Annotated in this window: 20 protein-coding genes and 1 pseudogene; 13 read left to right on the top strand and 8 right to left on the bottom strand. The window is 60.6% G+C overall.

Annotated features, from left to right (window positions below; translation table 11 throughout):
• The first annotated feature begins 90 nt into the window (after window positions 1–90).
• A complete protein-coding gene (locus tag P5706_RS37325; protein WP_455930060.1) occupies window positions 91–306 on the top strand; it encodes a HepT-like ribonuclease domain-containing protein in 216 nt (71 codons plus the stop codon).
• Window positions 307–339: 33 nt separating this feature from the next.
• On the opposite strand, the gene P5706_RS29725 is transcribed toward P5706_RS37325, so the two are convergent.
• Window positions 340–1,758: a short-chain fatty acid transporter gene (locus P5706_RS29725; RefSeq protein WP_074854380.1), complete on the bottom strand. Its 1,419-nt coding sequence runs from the start codon at window positions 1,756–1,758 to the stop codon at window positions 340–342.
• Window positions 1,759–1,944: 186 nt separating this feature from the next.
• On the opposite strand from P5706_RS29725, the gene P5706_RS29720 reads away from it, so the two are divergent.
• Window positions 1,945–3,234 carry an MFS transporter gene (locus P5706_RS29720; protein ID WP_285683805.1) on the top strand — a complete coding sequence of 430 codons (1,290 nt, stop codon included), beginning with the start codon at window positions 1,945–1,947 and terminating at the stop codon, window positions 3,232–3,234.
• A 3-nt stretch (window positions 3,235–3,237) separates the two neighbouring features.
• Here P5706_RS29720 and P5706_RS29715 read toward each other — a convergent pair whose 3' ends face one another.
• Entirely contained in the window at window positions 3,238–4,608 is a 1,371-nt protein-coding gene (locus tag P5706_RS29715) for a GntT/GntP/DsdX family permease (RefSeq protein WP_106805243.1), read from the bottom strand.
• Window positions 4,609–4,824: 216 nt separating this feature from the next.
• Between P5706_RS29715 and P5706_RS29710 the strand changes: the two genes are divergently transcribed.
• The 4 genes from P5706_RS29710 (at window position 4,825) to P5706_RS29695 (ending at window position 11,341) form a co-directional block, all read left to right on the top strand.
• A complete protein-coding gene (locus P5706_RS29710) occupies window positions 4,825–5,730 on the top strand; it encodes a cation diffusion facilitator family transporter (protein WP_285683800.1) in 906 nt (301 codons plus the stop codon).
• A 112-nt stretch (window positions 5,731–5,842) separates the two neighbouring features.
• Entirely contained in the window at window positions 5,843–7,063 is a 1,221-nt protein-coding gene (locus tag P5706_RS29705; protein WP_285683798.1) for a TolC family protein, read from the top strand.
• 18 nt (window positions 7,064–7,081) lie between these two features.
• Window positions 7,082–8,188, top strand: a complete 1,107-nt coding sequence (locus P5706_RS29700) for an efflux RND transporter periplasmic adaptor subunit (protein WP_285683796.1) — start codon at window positions 7,082–7,084, stop codon at window positions 8,186–8,188.
• Between the two features lie 18 nt (window positions 8,189–8,206).
• On the top strand, window positions 8,207–11,341 hold the full coding sequence (locus P5706_RS29695; RefSeq protein ID WP_285683794.1) for a CusA/CzcA family heavy metal efflux RND transporter: 3,135 nt from the start codon (window positions 8,207–8,209) through the stop codon (window positions 11,339–11,341).
• 651 nt (window positions 11,342–11,992) lie between these two features.
• On the opposite strand, the gene P5706_RS29690 is transcribed toward P5706_RS29695, so the two are convergent.
• The 3 genes from P5706_RS29690 to P5706_RS29680 form a co-directional block, all read right to left on the bottom strand.
• Window positions 11,993–13,387, bottom strand: a complete 1,395-nt coding sequence (locus tag P5706_RS29690; RefSeq protein ID WP_285683792.1) for a heavy metal sensor histidine kinase — start codon at window positions 13,385–13,387, stop codon at window positions 11,993–11,995.
• Window positions 13,384–14,058 (bottom strand): heavy metal response regulator transcription factor, encoded by a 675-nt coding sequence (locus P5706_RS29685; protein WP_017137677.1) that lies wholly within the window; start codon window positions 14,056–14,058, stop codon window positions 13,384–13,386. Before P5706_RS29685 ends, P5706_RS29690 begins: the two co-directional genes overlap by 4 nt.
• Window positions 14,059–14,400: 342 nt before the next feature.
• A complete protein-coding gene (locus tag P5706_RS29680; protein WP_285683789.1) occupies window positions 14,401–15,720 on the bottom strand; it encodes an OprD family porin in 1,320 nt (439 codons plus the stop codon).
• 226 nt (window positions 15,721–15,946) lie between these two features.
• Between P5706_RS29680 and P5706_RS29675 the strand changes: the two genes are divergently transcribed.
• From P5706_RS29675 to P5706_RS29665, 4 genes and pseudogenes are all read left to right on the top strand, one after another.
• Complete coding sequence (locus P5706_RS29675; protein ID WP_285683787.1) at window positions 15,947–16,279, top strand: DUF2790 domain-containing protein; 333 nt, start codon at window positions 15,947–15,949, stop codon at window positions 16,277–16,279.
• A pseudogene (locus tag P5706_RS37320) lies at window positions 16,279–17,112 on the top strand (PAS domain-containing protein); the annotation flags it as partial. The gene P5706_RS29675 and the pseudogene P5706_RS37320, both read left to right, overlap by 1 nt.
• 156 nt (window positions 17,113–17,268) lie before the next feature.
• Window positions 17,269–17,700, top strand: coding sequence for a methyl-accepting chemotaxis protein (locus P5706_RS37315; RefSeq protein WP_370589429.1), 432 nt, complete (start codon window positions 17,269–17,271; stop codon window positions 17,698–17,700).
• A 60-nt stretch (window positions 17,701–17,760) separates the two neighbouring features.
• Window positions 17,761–18,336, top strand: a complete 576-nt coding sequence (locus P5706_RS29665) for a flavin reductase family protein (RefSeq protein WP_285683784.1) — start codon at window positions 17,761–17,763, stop codon at window positions 18,334–18,336.
• Between the two features lie 3 nt (window positions 18,337–18,339).
• Here the strand turns inward: P5706_RS29665 and P5706_RS29660 are convergent, their stop codons facing one another.
• The gene (locus tag P5706_RS29660; RefSeq protein ID WP_285683782.1) at window positions 18,340–19,224 is read right to left on the bottom strand and encodes a LysR family transcriptional regulator; all 885 of its coding nucleotides are present in this window, start codon (window positions 19,222–19,224) and stop codon (window positions 18,340–18,342) included.
• Window positions 19,225–19,345: 121 nt separating this feature from the next.
• Here P5706_RS29660 and P5706_RS29655 point away from each other — a divergent pair, with 121 nt between their 5' ends.
• Entirely contained in the window at window positions 19,346–20,683 is a 1,338-nt protein-coding gene (locus tag P5706_RS29655) for an MFS transporter (protein ID WP_455930066.1), read from the top strand.
• A gap of 801 nt (window positions 20,684–21,484) precedes the next feature.
• On the opposite strand, the gene P5706_RS29650 is transcribed toward P5706_RS29655, so the two are convergent.
• Window positions 21,485–22,294, bottom strand: coding sequence for an AraC family transcriptional regulator (locus P5706_RS29650; RefSeq protein WP_017137672.1), 810 nt, complete (start codon window positions 22,292–22,294; stop codon window positions 21,485–21,487).
• Between the two features lie 137 nt (window positions 22,295–22,431).
• Here P5706_RS29650 and P5706_RS29645 point away from each other — a divergent pair, with 137 nt between their 5' ends.
• Together P5706_RS29645 and ddlA are read left to right on the top strand one after the other, a co-directional pair.
• Window positions 22,432–23,070 carry a LysE family translocator gene (locus tag P5706_RS29645; RefSeq protein WP_138816965.1) on the top strand — a complete coding sequence of 213 codons (639 nt, stop codon included), beginning with the start codon at window positions 22,432–22,434 and terminating at the stop codon, window positions 23,068–23,070.
• Window positions 23,071–23,114: 44 nt separating this feature from the next.
• The gene (ddlA, locus tag P5706_RS29640) at window positions 23,115–24,209 is read left to right on the top strand and encodes a D-alanine--D-alanine ligase (RefSeq protein ID WP_285683777.1); all 1,095 of its coding nucleotides are present in this window, start codon (window positions 23,115–23,117) and stop codon (window positions 24,207–24,209) included.
• 179 nt (window positions 24,210–24,388) lie between these two features.
• Here ddlA and pgeF read toward each other — a convergent pair whose 3' ends face one another.
• Window positions 24,389–25,111 carry a peptidoglycan editing factor PgeF gene (gene pgeF / locus P5706_RS29635; protein ID WP_285683775.1) on the bottom strand — a complete coding sequence of 241 codons (723 nt, stop codon included), beginning with the start codon at window positions 25,109–25,111 and terminating at the stop codon, window positions 24,389–24,391.
• Window positions 25,112–25,117: the final 6 nt, after the last annotated feature.

Raw genomic sequence — 25,117 nt, 5'->3', positions numbered from 1 at the left:
AAGGCAAGCCACCGCTGACGCGATCGCATTTGTTGAAGGCTTGAACAAGAAGAGTTTCTGGAAGACAGACGTACTCAACAAGCAGTTGTCATGAGTCTGATCATCATTGGTGAGGCATCAACAAAAATCATGGATCAGCATCCGGATTTCGCTGCGAGTCACCCGCAGATCCCTTGGCGTAGCATGCGCGGGATGCGCAACCGGATTGCCCACGGTTATTTCGATATCAACCTCGATGTAGTTTGGGACACGATCCAGGAGGCGTTGCCTGATCTATTGCATCGCCTTCCTGTGGTTCCAGCCTGACTGCGCCTGTGCAACAAGCGCAGTCAGGGTCGTTTAAGGCATCACCGGCGGCAAATACTTCAACGTCGTCCCCAACGCCCACAGCAGGAACAACACCAGCGGCGTGTGCACCAGCAACTGCACAAACGAAAATCCGATCAGATCCCGCGCCTTCAGCCCCAGTACGCCCAGCAGCGGCAGCATATAAAACGGGTTGATCAAATTCGGCAGCGCCTCAGCCGCGTTATAGATCTGCACCGCCCAGCCCAGGTGGTATTGCAGGTCATTGGCCACTTGCATCACGTAAGGCGCTTCAATAATCCATTTGCCACCGCCCGACGGGATAAAGAAGCCCAACACCGCCGAGTACACGCCCATCAACAGCGCGTAGGTGTCGTGGGAGGCGATGGAGGTGAAGAACAACGAAATATGGTGCGCCAGGGTCTGGCCGTCGCCGCCTTTCACCACGGTCATCAACGCAGCGATCGAGCCATATAACGGAAACTGGATCAGCACGCCCGTGGTGGTCGGCACTGCACGCGCCACCGCATCGAGGAAGCTGCGCGGGCGCCAGTGCAGCAGCGCGCCGACCATAATGAACAGGAAGTTATAGGTGTTCAGCCCCGAAATCGCGCTGATCGCAGGTTTTGTCGAGAACTCATGGAACAACCAGCCAGCCGCCAGCAAGGCCAGCAAGATGGTCAGCAGCGGGCTGTGTTCCAGCCATTCGCCCGGACGCGTCGGCGGCTGTGGTTTAGGCATATTGAAGGCCGGGTCGACACCACACGCCTTGGCATCACGCGCACTGTTCGGTCCCGGCGCAGTGGCATAGGCGATGATCAGCGACACCACGATCAGCGCCAGCAACAACACGCCCGATTGCCACAAAAAGATCGTCTCGGTGAACGGAATCATCCCGGTGATCGACAGGATCGACGGCGGCAAGCTGGCCGGGTTGGCCTGCAACTGCGCCGCTGAAGACGACAGCCCCAGTGCCCACACGGCGCCCAAACCCAAATAAGCCGCAGCCCCGGCGGCGCGGTAATCCATGCGCAAATCCGTGCGACGGGCCAGTGCGCGCACCAGCAAACCGCCGAACACCAGGGACAAGCCCCAGTTAAGCAAAGACGCGACCATGGAAATCAACGCGACCCAGGCCACCGCCGAGCGGCCATTCTTGGGGATACGTGCCAGGCGGTCGATCAGCTTTACGGCGGGCGGCGAACTGGCCACCACATACCCGCCGATCACCACAAAGGCCATCTGCATGGTGAACGGGATCAGGCTCCAGAACCCGTCGCCAAATGCCTTGGCGGCTTCGGTGGGGGCGGCACCCATGCCCAGGGTCGCCACGGCAACAATGATCACCGCGAGGGCGGCAAACACCCAGGAGTCCGGAAACCAGCGTTCGGCGAAGTTGGAGCAGCGCAGGGCAAATCGGGCATAGCGGCTTTCTTCGATAGCATCGGCCACGAGTCTTTCCTCTTGTATTTATTATGGGTGTTGGCAGTTTTACGGCATGTTCCGCTACGGGCATTGATATGGGAATGCAGTTATCTTCATCGATCCATGAGGAAAACAAATATATCTGCCGCGATTGCCATCACTGGGCGCAGCTCATAACCTGCACGCCATTTTGTTTGTCTGCCGAGCCTTTACATGACTGCCACCTTTTCCCCACAGGCGCAGCGTTTTTCCCGCTCCGACTACAAAACCCTGGGCCTGGCCGCCTTGGGCGGTGCCCTGGAAATCTACGACTTCATTATCTTTGTGTTCTTTGCGCTGACCCTCAGCCAATTGTTCTTCCCGCCGGAAATGCCCGAATGGCTGCGCCTGCTGCAAAGCTTCGGCATCTTCGTCACCGGCTACCTGGCGCGCCCGCTGGGCGGCATCCTGATGGCGCACTTCGCTGACCATCTGGGACGCAAACGCGTGTTCAGCCTGAGCATCCTGATGATGGCCTTGCCGTGCCTGCTGATCGGGATCATGCCCACCTACGCGCAAATCGGTTATTTCGCCCCGCTGATCCTGCTGGCCCTGCGCGTGCTGCAAGGCGCCGCAGTGGGCGGCGAAGTACCGAGTGCCTGGACCTTCGTCGCCGAACACGCACCGCGTCACCACCGAGGCTACGCCCTGGGCTTCCTGCAAGCGGGGCTGACCTTCGGCTACCTGCTCGGCGCACTCACGGCCACCTTGCTGGCGCAAATCTTCACCCCCGCCGAGATCCTCGACTACGCCTGGCGCTTCCCGTTCTTGCTCGGCGGCGTGTTCGGTGTAATCGGCGTGTGGCTGCGGCGCTGGCTCAGCGAAACCCCGGTGTTCCTCGAAATGCAGGCCCGCCGCCAGGCAGCCGCTGAAATGCCGTTGCGCACGGTGTTGCGCGACCATCGCGCGGTGTTGCTGCCGGCGATGATCCTCACTTGCGTGCTCACCTCGGCAGTGGTTGTGCTGGTGGTGATCACCCCGACCATGATGCAAAAAACCTTCGGCATGAGCCCCAGCCACACCTTCGCCCTAAGCGCGCTGGGCATCGTCTTCCTGAATATCGGCTGCGTGCTCGCCGGTTTGCTGGTCGACCGCATCGGCGCCTGGCGCGCAGTGCTGGTCTACAGCCTGTTGCTGCCGGTGGGGATTGCGGTGCTGTACGCCAGCCTGATCAGCGGCGGCGTGTGGCTGGGTGCGGCGTATGCCGTGGCGGGCTTGAGTTGCGGCGTAGTGGGCGCGGTGCCATCGGTGATGGTCGGCCTGTTCCCGCCGCAGGTGCGGGTGTCGGGAATCTCCTTCACCTACAACATTGCTTACGCACTGTGGGCGAGTACGACGCCACTGTTGTTGATCGCGTTGATGCCGACCAGCCCGTGGATCTGCGTGGGTTACTGCGTGGTGATGGGCGCGGTGGGCGTGGCGAGTGTGGCGCTGTTTGGCAAGCGCCACACCTTGGCCGCCTGAAACTCAGGTCAAAAAGTGCCAGAGCAGCAGCGTACCGATCAGGCCGACGACTGAAACAATGGTCTGCAACACCGACCATACCCAAATCGTCTGTTTCAGCTGCAAACCAAAGTACTCACGCACCATCCAGAACCCGGCGTCGTTGACGTGGCAGAAGAACACCGAGCCCGCGCCAATCGCCAGCGCTACCAATGAGCTTTGGGTTGCGGCCAGCCCGGCCATCATCGGCGCGAGGATACCCGCCGTGGTGGTAGTAGCGACCGTCGCCGAGCCGGTGGCCTGGCGCAGGGCTACGGCAATCAACCACGCCAGCAGCAGATACGGCATGTGCGCGCCTTCGGCGACCTTGCTGATGGTCTGGCTGACGCCGGCGTCCAGCAGGGTTTGCTTGAGGCCGCCGCCGGCGCCGATGGTCAGCAGTAACACGGCGATGGGCGCGAGGGCTTTGCGCAGGGTGTTGCCGACTTCGGCACGCGGCATGCCGGCGGCCCAGCCCAGGCAGATCACGGCAGCGATGACGGCCAGGCCGAGGGCGATCAGCGGTTCACCGAGGAACTTCAAGGTCAGGCCGACGGTGCTTTCCGCCGGCAGTGCGACTTTGGCCAAGGTGCTGCCGAGCATCAAAATCACCGGCAACAAAATGATCAGCAGCGACACGCCAAAGCTCGGCTGGCGCGGCGCCTTGGGCGGTGCGCTGAACAGCGCGCCGATGTCGGCCGGCTCATCCACGTGCAGGCGCTTGGACAGCCAGTTGCCATAGAGCGGGCCAGCGAGAATCACGGCCGGCACCGCCAGGCAGAAGCCCAGCAGCATGGTCAGGCCCAGGTCGGCGTGCAACGCGCTCACCGCAATCAACGGCCCCGGGTGCGGTGGCATCAGGGCGTGCAGGGTAGTCATGCCCGCCAACGCCGGGATGGCGATTTTCAGCAGTGGCTGGTTCGAACGCTTAGCCATCACGAAGATGATCGGCACCATCATCACCAGGCCGACTTCGAAGAACAGCGGCAAACCAATCACCATGGCCACCAGCGCCATCACCCACGGCAGTGACTTGCCTTTGCCCAACCCGAGCAGGGTGGTGGCGATGCGGTCGGCCGCGCCGGATTCGGCCATCAGTGCGCCGAGCATCGAGCCCAGGGCAATGATGATCCCGGCTTCACCGAGGATCGCCCCGGCGCCTTTGCTGAAGGCTTTGGCGACTTCTTCAGGCGGTAGCCCTGCGCCCACACCGGCAATGAACGTACCGATCAGGATCGACAGGAATGGCGGCAGTTTGGTCGCGCTGATCAACACAATGATGCTGGCGATGGCCAGTAGAACGCAGAACATGAGGCGGGTGTCGTGAACCATCCACGCGGCAGTCGATAACTCCAAGACGGGACTCCTTATCGAACAGGTTGGTTAATTTGTTTCTTTTTGTTTCCTGCGTGAAAAGCATACCTGATAGAACTGTCGCAGAGCTTTCATGGGCGATTTTGGTGCGCTCAATCTAACGGTGAGCTGTCGGGCGAGTGACAAGTTTGCAAGGTATGCGTGGGAATTTGGCCTATAGCTCTATGATCAACGGACTACAAACCACGAGGACATGTCATGAGTGCAGGACACAGCCACGCCCAAGTACGTGCCGGCCACGAACGCAAGTTATGGATGGCCTTGGGGCTGACCGGCAGCTTCATGATTGCCGAGGTTATCGGCGCTTTTGTCACCGGCAGCCTGGCGTTGTTGTCCGACGCCGCGCACATGATGACCGACGCCCTGGCCCTGGCTATTTCCCTGGTGGCCATTCAGGTCGCCAAGCGTGCGGCCGACCGCAAGCGCACCTTTGGCTATGCGCGTTTCGAGATCCTGGCGGCGGCCTTTAATGCGCTGCTGCTGTTCGCCGTGGCGTTTTACATCCTCTACGAGGCTTATCAACGACTGCAGGCGCCAGCCGAAATCCAGTCCACCGGCATGCTGGTAATTGCGGTGCTGGGGCTGATCGTCAACCTGATCTCTATGCGCCTGCTCAGCGCTGCCAGCGGTGAAAGCCTGAATGTGAAGGGCGCTTATCTGGAAGTCTGGAGCGACATGCTCGGTTCTATCGGTGTGATCATCGCAGCGGTGGTGATCATGTCTACCGGCTGGGGTTGGGTCGACTCCGTGGTAGCGGCGGCGATTGGTTTCTGGGTATTGCCACGCACCTGGACGCTGCTCAAGGAAAGCATGAACGTACTGCTGCAAGGCGTGCCGGACGGTATGGATATCGATCAGGTTGAGCAGGCCATTCGTAGCGTGCCTGGGGTCAAGGACGTACACGACTTGCATATCTGGGCGCTGACCAGCGGCAAGAATGTGCTCAGCACGCATTTGGTCGCGGATCCGTCGCAAGGCACTGAGCAACAAATCCTCACGCGGGTGACGGAGTTGCTGCACGAACAGTTCGATATTTCCCACGTCACCTTGCAGGTCGAAGACGAAGGTTTTCATCACGACGACCCTGACGAGGTGCACGCCTGAGGCTGTGCCTGTCGGATTTGTAATCTTCGCTCCACCGCTCTGATAAGTCGCGAAAGCTACATTGCCCCCGCTGGGAAACCTCAGCGATTTCATTGGGCGTGGAACTCTCGTTATGGCACTTTCTTTTAGAACACTTTTGGCGGCAGCAGCGTTGTGGGTGGCCGCAAACGCTGCCCAGGCGCAAACCCTGACGCTCGATTCAGCCTTGCAAACCGCCTTCGCCAACAATCCCGACCTGGCCGCCGCGCAATGGGAAATCGACATCGCCCAAGGCGGCCGCCAGCAAGCGGGTTTGATTCCCAACCCAGTAGCTTCCTGGGATGCCGAAGACACCCGCCGCAACTCGCGCACGACCACCATCAAACTCAGCCAGACCCTGGAGCTGGGCGGTAAACGCGGTGCGCGCATTGATGTGGCCGCGCGCGCCCAAGACGCTGCCGCGTTGACCCTGGAGCAGCGGCGCAACGGCCTGCGCGCGGATGTCATCGACAGTTATTACGGTGCGTTGCGTGCACAGGAGCGCCTCGACTTGGCGCAACGCTCAATGGCCTTGGCCGAGCGCGGCCTGGTGGTCGCCAATGGCCGCGTCAAAGCCGGCAAATCGTCGCCGGTAGAAGCCACTCGCGCCCAGGTGCAGTTGTCGGAGATCCGCCTTGAACTGAACCGCGCGCAGATCGGCCTCACGGATGCCTACCGCCGCCTCGCCGCCAGCACCGGCAGCGCCACCCCTGACTTCCAGGCGGTCGCCACGCAAAGCCAATCCGCACCACCGTTGCCGCCCTCGGCACAATTGCTGGCGCGCCTTGAGCAAACCACCGAGTTACGCCTGGCTGAACTGCAAATTCAGCAAAACGAGGCCAGCGTGGGCCTGGAAAAAGCCCAGCGAATTCCCGACCTCGACGTGTCGATCGGCAGCCAGTACGACGCCAGCGTGCGTGAACGTGTGAACGTGGTGGGCGTGTCCATGCCGATCCCGTTGTTCAACCGTAACCAGGGCAATGTGCTTGCCGCCAGCCGACGCGCCGACCAGGCCCGCGACCTGCGTAACGCCGCCGAACTGCGCTTGCGCACCGAGACCCGCCAGGCCCTGGACCTGTGGCAAACCGCCAATACCGAAGTCAGTGCGTTTAACCAACAGATCCTGCCCGCCGCCCAAAGCGCAGTGGACAGCGCCACCCGTGGCTTCGAGATGGGCAAGTTCAATTTCCTCGACGTGCTCGACGCCCAGCGCACCTTGATCGCCGCACGCACCCAATACCTCATGGCGACCGCCCAGGCCACCGATGCCTGGGTGCGTATCGAACGGATTTACGGCGACCTCGCCCGGTTTTGATTTTTTCTGGAGTCCTCTATGAAACATAAACATGGCGTGGCGCTCGCCGTCGCCCTGGGCCTGATGCTGTCTGGCTTTGCCGTCGCCGATGAAGAAGAAGGCGCGCTTGAACTCACTGAACAGCAGATCCAGGCCGCCGGTATCCAACTCGCCCAGGCGCAACCGCGCTCGATCAGCACGGTGCTGACGCTGCCGGGGGAGGTGCGTTTCGACGAGGACCGTACCTCGCACATCGTCCCGCGTGCGGCCGGTGTGGTGGAGGCGGTGAAGGTCAACCTTGGCCAGTCGGTGAAGAAAGGCGAGCTGTTGGCGGTCATCTCCAGCCAGCAGATTTCCGACCAGCGCAGCGAGCTGGCGGCCAGTGAGCGCCGGGTCGAGTTGGCGCGCACCACCTTCCAGCGTGAACGCCAATTGTGGAAGGACGAAATCTCCGCCGAACAGGATTACCTGCTCGCACGCCAGACCTTGCAAGAGGCCGAAATCGCCCTGAACAATGCGCGCCAGAAGATGACCGCCCTCAGCGGCAGCGCGGTCCTGGTCGGTGGCAATCGTTATGAACTGCGAGCGCCGTTTGCCGGCGTGGTGGTGGAAAAACACCTTGGCGTCGGCGAGGTGGTCAGCGAGACCAGCAACGCCTTCACGCTCTCGGACCTGTCCCAGGTGTGGGTCACCTTCGGCGTGTTCCCCAAGGATTTGAACAAGGTGCGGGTCGGCAAACCGGTGAAGGTCATCTCCACGGAAATGGGCACCGAGGTGCAGGGCACCGTGGCCTACGTGGGCAATTTGCTTGGCGAACAGACACGTACCGCCACCGTGCGCGTGACCGTGCCCAACCCCGACGATGCCTGGCGCCCGGGCCTGTTTGTGACAGTGCAATTGGCCACCGACACCTACCAGGCCAAGGTCACCGTACCGCAAACCGCGATCCAGACCGTCGAGGACAAACCCTCGGTGTTCGTGCGCACTGCGCAGGGTTTTATCACCCGTCACCTCGAACTCGGCGTGAGCGAAAACGGCTACGTCGAAGTGCGTCAGGGCCTTGAGGCCGGAGCGCAGGTGGCCACCGTCGGCAGCTTCATCCTCAAGTCCGAACTGGGTAAAGGCTCGGCCGAGCACGCCCATTGATCCTGCGAGTGATTCCCCATGTTTGAGCGCCTTATCCAATTCGCCATCGAGCAGCGCATCATTGTGCTGCTGGCGGTGCTGTTGATGGCCGGTGTCGGCATCGCCAGCTATCAGAAGTTGCCCATCGACGCGGTGCCTGACATCACCAACGTGCAAGTGCAGATCAACTCGGCGGCGGCCGGTTTTTCGCCGCTGGAGACCGAGCAACGCATTACCTTTCCGATTGAAACCGCCATGGCCGGGTTGCCGGGTTTGCAGCAGACGCGTTCGCTGTCGCGTTCGGGGTTGTCCCAGGTGACGGTGATTTTCAAAGACGGCACCGACCTGTTCTTCGCCCGCCAATTGGTCAACGAGCGCCTGCAAGTGGCACGCGGGCAATTGCCGTTGGGTATCGAAACAGCGATGGGGCCGATATCCACCGGCCTTGGCGAAATTTTCCTGTGGACCGTCGAGGCCGAAGACGGCGCGCGCAAGGACGACGGCACGCCCTACACGCCGACCGACCTGCGCGTGATCCAGGACTGGATCATCAAGCCGCAACTGCGCAATGTGCCGGGCGTGGCCGAGATCAACACCATTGGTGGCTTCGCCAAGGAATACCAGATAGCCCCGGACCCCAAGCGCCTGGCGGCCTACAACCTGACGCTGGGTGACCTGGTCACGGCGCTGGAGCGCAACAATGCCAACGTCGGCGCCGGTTACATCGAGCGCAGTGGCGAGCAATTGCTGATCCGTGCGCCGGGGCAGGTGGCGTCGATTGAGGATATTGCCAACATTGTGATCACGACCTCGGACGGCACGCCGATCCGCGTGCGTAATGTGGCGCAGGTGGAAATCGGCCGTGAGTTGCGTACAGGCGCGGCCACTGAAAACGGGCGTGAAGTGGTGCTGGGCACGGTGTTCATGTTGATCGGCGAAAACAGCCGCACCGTGTCCCAGGCGGTGGCGAAGAAACTCGAGGAAATCAATCGCTCGCTGCCCGCCGGTGTGGTCGCCGTGACGGTCTACGACCGTACCAACCTGGTGGAAAAAGCCATCGCCACCGTGAAGAAAAACCTCTTCGAAGGCGCGCTGCTGGTGGTCGCGGTATTGTTTCTGTTCCTGGGCAATATCCGCGCTGCGTTGATCACGGCGATGGTGATCCCGCTGGCAATGTTGTTCACCTTTACCGGCATGTTCACCAACAAGGTCAGCGCCAACCTGATGAGCCTCGGCGCGTTGGACTTCGGCATTATCGTCGACGGCGCGGTGGTGATCGTCGAAAACGCGATCCGCCGTCTGGCCCATGCGCAGCAGCGACATGGGCGGTTATTGACGCGCAGCGAGCGCCTGCATGAAGTGTTCGCGGCGGCCAAGGAAGCACGGCGGGCGCTGATCTTCGGGCAACTGATCATCATGGTGGTTTACCTGCCGATCTTCGCCCTGACTGGCGTGGCCGGGAAGATGTTCCATCCCATGGCCTTCACCGTAGTGATTGCGTTGCTGGGCGCGATGATTTTATCGGTCACGTTCGTGCCTGCCGCGATTGCGCTGTTCGTGACCGGCAAGGTCAAGGAAGAAGAAAACCTGGTGATGCGCACTGCACGTCGGGTCTATGCGCCGGTGCTGGATTGGGTCATGACGCGCCGCTCTTTGGTGTTCGGTTTGGCGGTACTGACCATCGTCGCCTCTGGCGCGGTGGCCAGTCGCATGGGCAGTGAATTTATCCCCAGCCTCAGTGAAGGCGACTTCGCCCAGCAGGCTTTGCGCGTACCCGGTACCAGCCTGTCGCAATCGGTACAGATGCAGCAGCAGCTGGAAAAAATACTGATCGCCAAAGTGCCGGAAATCGAGCGCGTATTTGCGCGTACTGGCACGGCCGAAATCGCTTCCGACCCGATGCCGCCGAACATTTCCGACAGCTATGTGATGCTTAAACCGAAGGACCAATGGCCGGATCCGAAGAAGTCTCGCGAAGCGCTGATCGCCGATATCCAACGCGCCAGTGCGATTGTGCCGGGCAGTGCGTATGAACTGTCGCAACCGATCCAGCTGCGGTTTAACGAGCTGATTTCCGGAGTGCGCAGTGATGTGGCGGTGAAGGTGTTTGGCGATGACATGGCGGTGCTCAACAAGACCGCCGGGGAAATCGCCGAGACCCTGCAAAAGCTTGATGGCGCCTCGGAGGTGAAGGTGGAACAGACCTCTGGTCTGCCGGTGCTGACGATCAATATCGACCGTGACAAGGCCGCACGTTTTGGCCTGAACGTGGGTGATGTGCAGGAAACAATTGCCGTGGCCGTGGGTGGGCGCCAGGCCGGTACGTTGTACGAAGGCGACCGGCGTTTCGACATGGTGGTGCGGTTGTCCGATGCGTTGCGCACCGATATCGAAGGCTTGTCGCGGTTGTTGATTCCGGTGCCTGCGTTGGCCGGCAGTGCGGCGGGGCAGTTGGGCTTTATTGCCTTGTCCCAAGTGGCGAGCCTGGACCTGGTGCTCGGCCCGAACCAGATCAGCCGCGAGAATGGCAAGCGTCTGGTGATCGTCAGCGCCAACGTGCGTGGGCGTGATATCGGCTCGTTTGTCGAAGAGGCCGAGACGGCCATCAGTACCCAGGTGAAGGTGCCTGCCGGTTACTGGACCACCTGGGGTGGCCAGTTCGAACAGTTGAAGGAAGCCTCCGAGCGTTTGCGCATCGTAGTGCCGGTGGCGTTGCTGCTGGTGTTCGGGTTGCTTTTTATGATGTTCAACAACCTCAAGGATGGCTTGTTGGTGTTTACCGGAATCCCGTTCGCCTTGACTGGTGGAATCATGGCGCTGTGGTTGCGCGATATTCCGCTATCAATCTCGGCGGGCGTGGGCTTTATCGCGCTGTCCGGTGTGGCGGTGCTGAACGGCTTGGTGATGATTGCCTTTATCCGCAACCTGCGTGAAGAAGGGCGCTCGTTAGCGTTGGCGGTCAACGAAGGCGCGCTGACACGCTTGCGCCCGGTGTTGATGACGGCGCTGGTAGCGTCACTTGGGTTTATCCCCATGGCGCTCGCCACCGGCACCGGCGCCGAAGTGCAGCGGCCGCTGGCAACGGTGGTGATCGGCGGGATTATTTCCTCTACGTTGCTGACCTTGCTGGTGCTGCCGGCGCTGTACCAGTGGGCGCATCGCAAGGAAGAATGACGCGCATGAGCTGAGCGGGCTTGATACTGAAATCACCAAAGCTCCCACAGGGGATCGGCTTTGTTGGTTAGGTCTTGGTCAGCAGGGCCATCGCGTCGAACGCAGATTTTGCCAGCGACAAAGCTCAAATGTGGGAGCTGTCGAGCCCCGGCGAGGCTGCGAAGGCGGCGGCACAGGCGAGATATAAGGTGCCTGACCCACCGCTTTCGCAGCCTCGCTAAAGCTCGACAGCTCCCACAGGGGATCGGCTTTGTTGCTTGGGTCTCGGTCAGCAGGGCCATCGCGTCGAACGCAGATTTTGCCAGCGACAAAGCTCAAATGTGGGAGCTGTCGAGCCCCGGCGAGGCTGCGAAGGCGGCGGCACAGGCGAGATATAAGGTGCCTGACCCACCGCTTTCGCAGCCTCGCTAAAGCTCGACAGCTCCCACAGGGGATCGGCTTTGTTGGTTAGGTCTTGGTCAGCAGGGCCATCGCGTCGAACGCAGATTTTGCCAGCGACAAAACTCAAATGTGGGAGCTGTCGAGCCCCAGCGAGGCTGCGAAGGCGGCGGCACAGGCGATATATAAGTTGCCTGACCCACCGCTTTCGCAGCCTCGCTAAAGCTCGACAGCTCCCACAGGGGATCGGCTTTGGTTTGAAGTTCGCATTCCCTATTCAGGCAGTACCCGAGGAAACACCAGGCGAAACAAGGTAAAGCCACCGGGCAGGCTGCGCACGTCAGTCTGCCCCTGGTGCAGGGCCATGATGGATTGCACGATGGCCAGGCCCAGCCCGGTGCCGCCTTCGGTGCGGGCGCGGCTGCTGTCGACGCGGTAGAAACGTTCGAACAGGTGCGGCAGGTGCTGCGCTTCGATCCCTGGGCCGGGGTTGCTGACCGACAGCGCAACCTGATTGCCATAGGCCTCCACCAGCAGCGAAATATGCGAGGCCGCCGGGCTGTGGCGGATGGCGTTGGACAGCAGGTTGGACAGCGCACGTTGAATCATCAGGCGGTCGCCCTGCACCTGGGCATCGCCGCTGAGGGTCAGGGTCAGTTGTTTGTCTTCGGCACTCAGGGCAAACAAATCCATCACGCGATGGGCTTCGTCCGCCAGCGATACTTGGGTAAATGAGCCTCGCGCTGCCGGATGGCTGACCTGGGCGAGAAACAGCATGTCGGAGACGATGCGCGCCAGGCGCTCAAGCTCTTCGGTGTTGGATTCCAGCACCGCCTTGTACTCCTCCGGTGGCCGCTGGCGGGACAGCGTCACCTGGGCCTTGCCCATCAGGTTGGTCAGTGGCGCGCGCATTTCGTGGGCAAGGTCATCGGAAAACTGCGACAGCTGTTGCACCCCCGCGTCCAGACGGTCGAGCATCACGTTGAAGCCATGGGCCAATTCGCCCAGCTCATGGGGCAGGTTGTCGACGGATAAACGGTGAGTCAGGTCCTGGGTGGTGACTTTGGCCGCCACATGGCTGAACTGCTTCAACGGCGCGAGCCCGCGTTGCACCAACCACCAGGCACCCATGCCAATCAGGATCAGCAGCATCGGCAAGGCAATCAAGGTGGCGCGCAGGTAGGCACTGAGCAACGCCTGGTCGTCCATGCGGTCCAGCGACAGCAACACGCGCACCCTTTCGCCATTGGCCAGGCGCATCAGGCTGGAGGCGCTGAGCACCTGGTTGCCATTGCTGTCGGCCCAATTGAGGTAGCCGAGGGTTTCCTTGGGCGTGAAGTCCGTCAACAAAGGCTCTTGAGGCTTGGCGCCGATGCTCAGCAGGACGCTTTCATCCGGTGCGGTGCCGACGATGGTCAGGTAGAAATTGTCGTGGCCGATCACCAGGTCCATCAATGAGTGCGGGCGAGCGCGGATGCGGTTGGCATCCAGGCCTTGGGCCAGGCTGTGCTGGATCTGCTCCATCTTGCTTTCCAGGTTCTTGCGCGCCAACTTTTCCAATTCGTGGGTCAGCGCCACGTACGCCAGGGTCGCCAGCAACAGCACCAGGCCTGCGCCCATCAGGCTGACCGTCAAGCCGAGGCGCATCGACAAACTGCCGGTTCTCATCCGCGTGCCTCCAGCACATAACCCACGCCGCGAATGGTGTGGATCAGCTTGACCTCGCTCTGGTCATCGACCTTGGCCCGCAGGCGGCTGATGGAGACTTCCACCACATTGGTGTCGCAGTCGAAATTCATGTCCCACACCAGCGAAATAATCTGCGTGCGGGTCAGTACTTCGCCGGTCTGGCGCATCAGCACCTGCAGCAGCGCGAATTCCTTGGTGGTCAGGTCGATGCGCCGGGTGCCGCGATAGGCGCGATGGCGGCGCGGGTCCAGTTCCAGGTCCAATACGCGGAACACGTCCGGCTGCGGGATATGTTCGCTGCGCCGCAACAGGGTACGCACCCGCGCCAGCAGCTCGGGAAACTCGAAGGGTTTGACCAGGTAATCATCGGCGCCCATGTCCAGGCCCTTGATCTTGTCGGCCAGGCGGCCACGGGCAGTCAACATCATCACCCGTTGCGTGCCATTGCGGCGCAATTGCTCCAGTACTTCCCAGCCATCCTTGCCCGGCAGGTTGACGTCGAGAATCACCAATTCATAGGCGTGCTGCCCGGCCAGGTGCAGGCCGTCGATGCCATTGGACGCGCAGTCCACCACATAGCCGCTTTCATTCAGGCCCTGTTGCAGGTAGTCGGCGGTTTTTTGCTCGTCCTCAACCACAAGGATACGCATGGGGATTTACCTTTTACTGAGGGAGAAGGGCTCCATTTCCTTATGGAATCAGTTGTTTTGGGAGTAGGAAAAGTCTGAACCGTGAAGTAGCTTCAGGGTCAACTGCGACCATTGGTCGCTGTTAAACCTGCCTGCAAAAAAAAACGCCCCGAGGGGCGTTAAAAATTCATCTCTTTCCAAAGGAGCTACAAAAAAGCTTCTAGAGACGAATGTTGCTCGGTGCAAATAAGTTGATGCGAGTATAGGAAGTTCAACTTAACGAGAAGCTGAGCTCAATATTACAGTTTTGATAACTGGCTATTTGTGAACAGATGTTAGTTAACGGCAAGCGAATGTAATGACTCACAGTGCAACCAGTGGGTATTCGGCGATCAAGCGAACTTCCTCCAAGTCTGACTCGAACGCACTGGAGCGCACCGTGGCCTGGCGTAAACGCAAGGACAAATCCTTGAGGCTGCCACTTTGCACCACGTACTTGGCCTCGATATCCCGTTCCCATCGGCGTTGATCGGTCAGCGGGTTACCCGCCGCATCGCGGCGCATGTACACCGCGTTGGCATTGCTGTAGTCGGCGCCGGTGCCTTTGGCGTAGCGGGTCATGAATGACAGGCCGGGAATGCCGAAAGCCTGCATGTCCAGGTCGTAGCGGGCCATCCATGAGCGCTCCTTGGGCGAGTTGAAATCGCTGTACTGGATCGAGTTGTTGAGGAAGATCGAGTCCGACTGGCGCAGGTAATCGAAGTCGTCATTGCCGTTGTTGCGCTGGTGCGAAAGCGCCAGGCTGTGGGCGCCGACCTTGACCCCAAGCCTGGCACTCCAGATGTTGTTATTGAATTCGCCGAGCAGTTTTTTGCCTTCGTCCACGGCCTTGTAATAGTTGACGTCGCCAAACAAGGACACGTCTTCGCTCAGCGGGTAACTGGCGTTGGTGCCGACGTAGTACTGGTCCCAGGCGTCTTTTAAACGGCTGCTGTACAGGCTGACGCTCAGGTGTTTGTTGACGGTGTAGTCGCCACCGAAATAGCCGATCCAGGGCGAGTCGACTTTGCCCGCATAGAAGGTCGCAAAGCCTTTGTTCATGCCGCTTTCACTCGGCTGGCTCATGCCGCTCAAGCGCCCGCCTTGCAGGCTCAGGCCCTCAAGGCTGGTGTTCTGCGCGGTGACGCCGCGAAAGCTTTCCGGCAACAAGCGCGAATCGCCAGCGGCCACCACCGGTGTGGCGGGGAACACGTCGCCGGCTTTGATTACCGTATCCAGCACCCGCAGTTTCGCCGCGCCGCCGAATTTGCTGTAACCGCTTTCGGGGTGGTTGTCGCTGTCTACTGGCAATACGCCGAACGAACCCTTGCCGCCGCTGCGACCGGTGCCCGAGTCGAGTTTGAGGCCGTACATGGCAAACGCATCCAGGCCAAACCCTACGGTGCCTTGGGTAAAGCCCGACTCGAATTTGCCGATCAAGCCTTGCGCCCAGGCTTCTGAGTAACCATTGCCTGTGGGGCTGGACTGGCCCTTGCGGTCGTCGCGGTTGAAGTAAAAATTGCGCGCCAGCACGTTGACGCTGCTGCCCTCGATGAAACCTTCGGGCTTGTCCTCTGCGGCCGCGGCCGCCAGGGGCAACGCGGCCAATAAGGAAAAGGGAAGGGTGTAGTAAGCAATATGCATGTTTCGCTCCTGGGTAGTGGCAGTTTTCGGCTTCTTATAGAGGCGGGCGTTCTTATTGATCTGGCCCGGGCTGATAGTTGCAAACCGTGGATAACGAACTCATGGCGTGAACATTACAATTCTGGAAACTCACCGCCACCTAACAAATAAGTAATGTTTTGGTGAACATTGCGTCAGGGTTGCTTGATTAATCTCGTCACTGAACTTTTCAAACGAGGAACTAATGATGAAAGCTTATAAAGTTGCCCTGGGTGTGTTGGTTGCGGCCTTGTCTTTTGGTGCGTTGGCCGAAGGCGGCGGGGACCGCACTTTTGCCCTGATGATGGAGCGCAATGAAAAAGCCATGGCTGCTTACGCCGAAAAGAAGGGCAAGCCCGCGCCCGAGGTGCAGGCCTACCGCTATGGCATGAAGTTGGACATTGAGAAGGTGGTGAACGTGACGCCGCCGATCCGCTCTTGCGAAGCGGTGCCTTCACGCATGACCTATGAAGACTCCACCGGCAAGCTCAATACCCTTGAATATCAAGTGATGGGCGTGTGTCGAAACAACGGCGGTTAATGGATCCAAAAAAACAGTTGGCTGCGGCGAAAAAAGCGCTTCAGAAAACGCCGGCAGCGCCGATGCAGGTCAGATCCACCTCCCCAAATGCCCATCGGTGCCCCATGTTCAATACCCGCCTGAAGCAAGAGCTGTCTGCTCTTCGCGAAGAATTGTCGAGCTTGCAACAGGTCAAGGAGAGCCTGGAAAGTGAAATGCTGTGCCTGACGCTGGATGCCGACGGTCGGGTGGAGTGGGCCAATGCCAACTTCCTGCAGGAACTGGTGTACCAGGCCGGCAACATTGTGGGGCGTCACATTGATGAGCTGGTGCCGCCGCATGTGCGCCAGGACGAATTCCAGCTGCGCTTTAAAAATGCCCTGGTGCGCGGCGAACACTTCGCCGGTGCCGTGCGCCTGATGCGTGGCAACGGCAAGGAAGCGTGGCTGCGCTCGATCGTGCAGCCGGTGCGCAACGCTGAGGGGCGCATCAAGCATTTTTCGATTTACTCAAGCGACCTCACCCGCACCATCGAGGCGTCGCGCGAGCATGAAAACCTGATTACCGCGCTGGTGCGTTCCACGGCGGTGATCGAATTCGACCTCGACGGGCATGTACTCACGGCCAATGATCGCTTTCTCGGCGGCATGGGTTACAGCCTGGCGCAGATCCAGGGCAAGCATCACCGCATGTTCTGCGAACCGCAAGAGTACAACAGCACCGAATACCAACAGTTCTGGAAGCGCCTGAACGCCGGTGAATTTGTTGCGGCACGCTTCAAACGGGTCGACAGCCATGGCCGCACGGTTTGGCTGGAAGCCACGTACAACCCGGTACTGGACGCCAATGACCGACTGTACAAAGTGGTCAAGTTCGCCACGGTGATTACCGATCAGGTCAATCAGGAGCAAGCCGTGGCCGAGGCTGCCAACATTGCCTACAGCACCTCGTTGCAAACCGACAACAGTGCCCAGCGCGGCACTACCGTGGTGACCCAGGCGGTGGATGTGATGCGTGACCTGGCCAAGCATATGCAACAGGCCGGTGATGGCATCGAGGCGCTGAATGCCCAGTCCCAAGTGATCGGCACCATCGTCAAGACCATCAGCGGTATCGCCGAGCAGACTAACCTGCTGGCGCTCAACGCAGCCATCGAGGCGGCGCGTGCCGGTGAGCAGGGCCGTGGTTTTGCGGTGGTGGCCGATGAGGTGCGTCAGCTGGCGTCACGTACCAGCAAAGCCACCGAAGAAATCGTCGGTGTGGTGCGCCAGAACCAGGACATGGCCCGCGATGCGGTGACCTTGATGAACGACGGCCGCCTGCAAGCCGAGCAAGGCTTGGCCCTGGCGGCCGAGGCGGGCACGGTGATCGTGGAAATCCAGGACGGCGCGCAAAAAGTCGTCAGTGCGGTGGGGCAGTTTGCCAATCAGCTGTCGAGCTGACCCGCAGGGCTTGTGCTTGAGGTATCGTAGGTTTTTTCTTGCTTGAAGAGCCGACCCTCCATGAGCCCGACCCACCGTCGTCCCGTTCCGCTGTCCAAGGCCTACCGTTTGCTCAACCATGGGCCGACCGTGCTGGTGAGTGCCGCCCACGACGGCAAACGCAATATCATGGCGGCTGCCTGGGCCATGCCGCTGGATTTTGAACCGCCGAAGGTCGCCGTGGTGTTGGACAAGTCCACCTGGACCCGCCAACTGCTGGAAGGCGCCGGCACGTTTGTGTTGCAAGTACCCTGTGTGGCGCAGGCCGATCTGGTGCAGACAGTCGGCAATACCACCGGTTCGGAAACGGACAAGTTCGCCGCCTACGGCCTGCACACCTTCAGTGGCGAGCACACCCAGGCGCCGCTGCTGGAAGGCTGCGTGGCCTGGCTGGAGTGCCGTTTGCTGCCCGAGCCGCACAACCAACAGACCTACGACCTGTTCCTCGGCGAAGTGGTCGCCGCCTATGCCGATGAGCGTGTGTTCAGCGAGGGGCATTGGCACTTCGAAGGGCAGGACGAATTGCGCACCTTGCACCATATCGCCGGCGGGAATTTCCTTAGCATCGGCGCGCCGGTTGTCGGGCGCCAGTTGTAGGCCTTACCAGCGCGCGTTTGCCAAGGCTTCGGCAAACGCCATGAGCTTCGGCGAGTATTGCCGGGACGGTGGGTAGACCAACGAGATCGCCCGACTGCGCCCGGCAAACGCTTGCAGTATGGGCACCAGCCGCCCGGCAGCGAGGTCATCACGCACGGCAAAATCCATCACTTGGGCGATGCCGAAGCCGCCCAGCGCGGCGTCCACCATCGCGTCACCGATATCAAAGATCAACCGACCTTCGACGTCTGCGTCCTGCACCTTGCCGTCGCACATGAATTGCCAGTCGACCAGGCGGCCGTTGCGCAGATTGCGTACGGTAATGCAGTTGTGATCCTTAAGATCCTCAATGCTGTGCGGGGTGCCGAAACGTGCAAGGTAACTGGGCGCGGCGACCGTAACCCAGCGCAACGGCAGTAGTGCGCGGGCGATCAGGCGCTGGTCCTGGATTTCGCCGGTGCGCAACAATGCATCAAAACCTTCGTCGACAATATCCACCAGGCGGTCGGTCATCACCGCTTCAATGCGCAGCTCGGGGTAACGCAAGGTCAGCTCGCCGATCACCGGCATCACCACTTTGCGCCCGAACAGCGACGGCGTGCTGATCTTCAACAGGCCGGATGGACTGCTGCGCCGGTCGAGCATCAACTTTTCGGTTTCGGCCAATTCCGCCAGTAACGGCGCGCAGCGTTCGTACAACATTTGCCCGTCGGGTGTGAGGCTGACGCTGCGGGTGTTGCGTTGCAGCAGGCGCACGCCCAGCTCGCTTTCCAGCCGCGAGATGGCGCGCGACAGCCCGGATTGGGTGAGCCCCAAGTCGCCCGCAGCACGCGTGAAGCTGCGAGTTTCGGCCACACGGGCCAGCAGGCGAACAGCGTTCAGATCCATGATTAAAGTCATTACTGAAAGATTAATAGCGCTATTTATCATCTGCTGCGCATAAAAGACACTGGCAGCCTCTTATCTTGGACAGGACGCTGTGATGTCTTCCGCTCAACCCTCTGGCTGGATGCTGGTGTTGCTGGCCACTGCGCAACTGATCATCGCCCTGGATGCCACCATCGTGTTCGTGGCCTTGCCACAGATCGGCACCCATTTGGATTTTTCCGCCCAGCAATTGCAGTGGGTCGTCAGCGCCTACAGCGTGGCGTTTGGCGGTTTCTTGCTGCTGGGTGGCCGGGCAACGGACCTGCTTGGCAAGCGCCGCTTGTATCGAGTTGGCCAGTCTCTGTATGCGCTGGCGTCGCTGGCGGCAGTGCTGGGCGGCAGCGCGGTATTGCTGGTGCTGGCGCGGGCGGTGCAAGGCGTGGGCGGGGCGTTGTTGTTCCCGGCCACATTGGCGCTGATCAATACGCACTATGCCGAAGGCCCGGCGCGCAACCGCGCGTTTGCGGTGTGGAGCGCGGCGTCGGCAGCAGGGTTGGCCCTCGGCGCGTTGCTGGGTGGCGTATTGACCCAGGCGTGGGGCTGGGAAGCGGTGTTTCTGGTGAACGTGCCGCTGGCCGGCGGCTGTGCGTGGGCGGCGCGCTATTGGATCCCGGCCGATGGCGAGCGTGCGCGCGGGCGCAAGTTTGATCTCGCAGGCGCACTGACCGTGACCGTTGGCGGCACCTTGCTGGTGTTCTCGCTGGTGCAAGGCCCGGAATGGGGTTGGGCCGCCCCCTCGACGTTGGGTTGCATCGTCTTGGCCGTGGCGCTGCTCGGGGTGTTCGTCTGGATCGAACAGCGCGGCCGCGACCCGCTGATGCCGCTGCGGCTGTTTGCCTATCGTGAACTGCGCATGGCCATGGTGCTGACGGCAGTATTTATGAGCAGCTTCGGCGTGCAGTACTACTTCCTGGCGCTGTATTACCAGCAGGTCTACGGCTACAGCGTGTTGCAGGCAGGGTTGGCGTTTTTGCCGGCGACCCTGGTGTGCACGTTCGGCATCTGGCTGGCGGAGCGCTCGCTGGCAAGGCTCGGGTTGCGCAACACCTTGGTCATCGGGCAATTGGCGGGAGCGGTGGGCATTGCGCTGGTGTGCTGGGCGTTGCCGACGGGGGTGGGGTTCTGGTCGTTGTTGCCGGGGATTTTTATTTTGAGCATCGGCCAAGGCATGACTTGGACCGCGATGTGGGTGGCGGCGGGCTTGGGTATCCGGCCAGGCGAGCAGGGCGTGGCGGCGGGCATGGCCTCGACCAGCCAGCAGATTGGTGGGGCGTTGGGGCTGGCGGTGCTGGTGTCCGTGGCCAATAGTGGTGGGATCGAGCTGGCGTTGTGGTGGAGTGCGGCGATTGCCTTGATAGGCGGCGTGTTGGCGCTGCGCCTCAAAGCGCCCGCGCCGAGCGTGATTTTAACAACCACATAGGTCAAATGTGGGAGCTGGCTTGCCTGCGATGGCGGTCGTTTGGTGGGGTACATATCCGTTGCTGCAGTAACGGCGGCTTAGGGTTCCGCTCTTACAGCGGGTCACTTTTGGAAAGACCGGAATGCCGGCCCAGCCAAAAGTAACCAAAAGGTCTTCGCCCCAACACTCGGTGCCTCGCTTAGGCTCGGCATGCCCGCAATCCGCCAGTGATTTGGGGCCATCGTGTTTGACGGGGCGATTTCAGATCAAGATCAAGATCAAAAGCGCAGATCAAAAGACCGCTGACTTCGTCATCGAAAAGGATGTAAGGGCCAGAGCAACAGCAACAGCAAAGCCATGCTCGGTCTAATGTGGGAGCTGGCTTGCCTGCGATGGCATCAACTCGGTGTGCCTGATGTACCGAGGTGTCTGCATCGCAGGCAAGCCAGCTCCCACAGAAAAGCGGCTCTTCAGTGTATGCAAATCCGCTTTAGCTTTTGATTCAACCACTCAGGTCGGCTTTCAGGCCGCCGTGCTGTAGATCTTGATCTTGATTTTGATCTGAGACGCCCCGTTAACCACGCTGGCCGGAGTGAGGGCACACCGAGCCTAAGCGAGGTGCCGAGTGGTGGGGCGAAGACTTTTTGGTTACTTTTGTGTCTTTACAAAAGTGACCCGCTGTAAGAGCGGAACCAATAGCAGCCGTTACCGCAGCAACGGATATGTACTCCCTCACCCCAGACGCCAATAGTTGTGCAGATGCCTATGGCCATCGCAGGCAAACCAGCTCTCAATGGTTTAATCGCATTTCAGGTGGGCCAATCAGCGCCCGAGCATCTTCACCCACCGCGACGGCGGCATGCCGTAGGTGCTGCGAAATTGCCGGGTCATATGGCTCTGGTCGGTGAACCCTGCGGTCAGGGCCGCGTCCACCAGCGATTGGCCTTGGGCCAGCAAGCTGCGCACCAAATCCAGCCGCCGCATGGTCAGGTAGCGGTAGGGGCTGGTGCCGAACAACAGACGAAAGTCCCGCGACAGCGCCCAGCGATCGCGCCCGCAGTGGTCGGCCATTTCATCCAGGGTGATGCTGCGGCCCAGGGCGCTGTGGATAAACTCGCGAGCGCGCTCGGCAGCCACATAATCGAACGACTTGCGGCTGATGATTGCGCCCGACGCCGCGTTCAGCGCGTGTGCCAGGTCGAACAGGGCGTCCTGTTCCTGCATCGGGTCAACCGGGCAGTCGAGGTTTTGCAGCAACACTTCGCTGGCGCGAAACAGGCGTGGGTCAGTCGACAAGCCGTTGTGGATAAACGGTAAAGGCCGACCGCCGAGGATCTGTTGGATCAGCGCCGGCTCCACATAAATCATCCGGTACTTGAAACCCTCCACGCTGCTGGCGCGGCCATCATGGGATTCATCGGGGTGAATCACCATGGTCCGGCCCGGCAGGCTATGGGTCATGCAGCCGCGGTAGTGGTAGCTTTGCACGCCAAACAAGGTGCGGCCAATGGCGTAGGTGTCATGGCGATGCGGGTCGAACGCAAAGCCGGCAAAGTACGCCTCGATACGGTCCAGGCCGCTGGCGTGCGGGGCGCGGTGCAGCCAGTCGAGGGTGGAAGTGGGTTGGCCCATGATGACTTGTCACATGTAGAGGTGGAAACACGTTAACCGAGTCTGCAGCGGTTGTCTGCCGGGGTCTTGTACGATTGTGCAAGCGTGAGCCGAGGCCTATGATCCGGGTTCGTGCACTGCGCTGACGGAGCTGCCCCATGGATTTTTTCAACCCCGCCTATGTGGCACCGTTGGTCTCGCTGGCGCTGCTGTGGACGGTCGCTGTCGTAACGCCTGGGCCGAACTTTTTCAACACCGCGCAGTTGGCTGCCAGTTGCTCCAGGCGCCATGGCGTTGTGGCGTCGGCGGGTGTAGCCAGCGGCACGATCATTTGGGGCTTGGCGGGCGGCTTGGGCATCAAGTCGCTGTTTACCGCCGCGCCAATGCTCTACCTGGCGTTCAAGATCATCGGCGGTTGTTACCTGATTTACCTTGGGCTCAAGTTGTTCAAACGCTCGGCTCCGTCTGTGGGCCAGGCCGTGCTGCCCGACGAACCGCAGCGCTCATTGTTTTCCGCCTGGCGCTTCGGGTTGTTGGGCAACTTGTCCAACCCCAAGGCTGCGCTGTTCGTCGCCACGGCCTTTGCCTCGACCATGCCGCCTTCGCCTTCGCCGGCCTTGTTGACCCTGGCGGTCATCACCATGGCCACCTTGTCGTTCAGTTGGTATTCGAGCGTTGCCCTGGTGTTTTCCAGCGAGCGCATGGCCAACCTTTACGCGCGTTCACGCAAATGGCTCGACCGCTTTGCCGGTGGTTGCTACCTGCTGTTCGGCGCACATCTGGTAGCGAATCGCTGACCGCTCATGGTAAGAAGCCTTACTTTCAACAGTGAGGCCGGGTCATGAGCAAGGTGCGGGTAGGTATTATTTTTGGTGGCCGTTCGGCCGAGCACGAAGTCTCGTTGCAGTCGGCGCGCAATATCGTCGATGCGCTGGACCGTTCGCGCTTTGAGCCCATCTTGATCGGCATCGACAAGGCTGGCCACTGGCACCTCAACGACTCGTCGAACTTTCTGATCAATCAGGAAAACCCGGCGCTCATCGCTCTCAACCACTCCAACCGTGAACTGGCGGTAGTGCCGGGCAAGGCCAACCAGCAAGTGGTGGAAACCTCCGGGCAGGGCCTGCTGGAACACATCGATGTGATCTTCCCCATCGTCCACGGCACCCTCGGCGAAGACGGTTGCCTGCAAGGCCTGCTGCGCATGGCCGACCTGCCTTTCGTCGGCTCCGACGTGCTGGGTTCGGCGGTATGCATGGACAAAGATGTCAGCAAGCGTCTGCTACGCGATGCCGGTATTGCCGTGACACCGTTTATCACCCTGACTCGACGCAATGCGGCGCGTACTTCGTTCGAAACGGCTGTGAATAAGCTTGGCCTGCCAATGTTCATCAAGCCCGCCAACCAGGGTTCTTCGGTGGGTGTGAGTAAGGTTGGCAACGAAGCCGAATATCACGCCGCCGTAGCACTGGCCTTGGGCTTCGATGAAAAAGTGCTGGTGGAATCTGCCGTGCAAGGCCGTGAAATCGAATGCGCCGTATTGGGCAACGACAACCCCATCGCCAGCGGCTGTGGCGAGATTGTGGTGAACAACGGTTTCTATTCCTACGACAGCAAATACATCGACGGCCAGGCGGCCCAAGTGGTGGTGCCAGCCGATATCAGCGTCGAAGCCAGCGAGCGCATTCGCCACCTGGCTATCGAAGCGTTTGAGGTATTGGGCTGCGCGGGTTTGGCGCGGGTTGATGTGTTCCTCACCGAGGACGGTGAGGTGTTGATCAACGAGATCAACTCATTGCCAGGCTTCACACGTATCAGCATGTACCCGAAGCTGTGGCAGGCGGCGGGGATGAGTTACAGCGAGCTGGTAAGCCGGCTGATCGAGCTGGCGCTGGAGCGGCATGCCGGGCGTAAGGGGCTTAAGATCAGCCGATGAAATGACTCGAGTAAAATGTGGCCTCTGTGGCGAGGGAGCTTGCTCCCGTTGGGGCGCGAAGCGGCCCCAAAACCAGACAGCACGGTTCTACCCTGAAATAACGTAGTGGCTAAATTGGGGCTGCTGCGCAGCCCAACGCGGGGCAAGCCCGCTCGCCACAAAAGCACCCTTGGCACTGATCAGGGGTTGCGAGCAATCCACGAATAGATCAACGTCTTCGCTTCTTCAGGGTGATGCGTGCGCCTGCGATAGCTGGCGAAGGTGGAGGAGGTGCAATACGTACACACTTCACTGACTTCGATCTGCTCAGGCTTAAGCCCTGCCGCTTGCAGCAACATCACTCCGTAGCCGCTCAAATCAAACCAGGCACTTCCCGTTTGCCTGGCATAGGACGGGGCAATTTCGGGGGGCAGCAAAGACGCCGGTTGCAGCAAGCTCCACGGCGCCCGACCGTCACGCCACAGGTGGCCTTGGTCCGCCTGAAACTGCGCAATAAAGTCCTCGCTCACTTCATAGCAGCACGCTTTGATTGACGGCCCGATTGCCACTTTCAACTGGTCCACGGCAATCCCTTTAGCGGCAAATTGCTGCACTGCGTTGGCGATAATGCCGCCTTGCAAACCCTTCCAACCACCATGCACGGCCGCGACCATCGCACCGTCTTCAGCCGCGATAAGAATGGGCAGGCAATCGGCCGTGATCACCGCAATCGGCTGATGCTCGTGCGTGAACACGCCATCTGCGGCCACGCTGTTGGACGCCTGATCCGCCTGCCATTCAATCACCTTCGCGCTGTGCACCTGCTTGCAGATGAACACCGCGTCCGGGCGCTGTGGATCATTGATTGAACAAAAACCATGGTCGACGCCGGGGAGGGCGCCGAGGTTATCAGCCTGTTGCACGGCACT

It is taken from the genome of Pseudomonas sp. ChxA (assembly GCF_030263855.1).
GTDB lineage: Bacteria > Pseudomonadota > Gammaproteobacteria > Pseudomonadales > Pseudomonadaceae > Aquipseudomonas > Aquipseudomonas fluorescens_CB.
This window is presented reverse-complemented; position numbering and strand designations above follow the sequence as displayed.